The sequence below is a fragment of the Streptomyces nanhaiensis genome (assembly GCF_046614825.1).
Lineage (GTDB): Bacteria > Actinomycetota > Actinomycetes > Streptomycetales > Streptomycetaceae > Streptomyces > Streptomyces radiopugnans.
Map to the genome: position 1 here is coordinate 1 of NZ_JBKJFM010000406.1, position 458 is coordinate 458.

The 458-nt window shown below is 83.0% G+C and carries 1 protein-coding gene; it reads right to left on the minus strand.

Annotated elements, in window-relative coordinates; translation table 11 throughout:
* Window positions 1-277 precede the first annotated feature (277 nt).
* The coding region (locus ACLIYP_RS30840; RefSeq protein WP_412716350.1) for a hypothetical protein at window positions 278-458 on the minus strand (181 nt) is incomplete at its 5' end.

Genomic DNA, 458 nt, shown 5'->3' on the forward strand with positions numbered 1-458 from the left:
GGCCGCCGCACACGCCGTGACCGCGGGACCGGGCGCCGTCCCGGTGTCCGTCCCCCATCCGCCGCCCGGGCGGCCGGTACAGCCGCCGCCGGACTCCCGCCCGGGCGCCCTCCCCTCCCCCCGCAACGGCTGATCCCCAGCCGTCTCCCCCGCCGCCCGGCGCCCGGCCCCTCCCCCTCGGCCCGGCGCCGGGCGGTCCCGCCTCCGAAGGAGCCGCAGGCTGTCCCGGTCCGCTCCGGAGCGGCCACGAACGGCCCCGGAACGGCCCGGCGGACGGTCAGCCGATGTCCTCCGGATCGACGCGGACGCGTACGGGCTCGCTCCCCCGGCGTGCCAGGCGGGCCGCACGGGCGGTCCTGAGCGCGGTGGCGAGCGCCGCGCCGCTGCCCGGCGGCACCCTCACCAGGGCCCTGTCCCACCGCTCGCCCGGCGCAGGGGCACCCGGGCGCCGGGGCCGC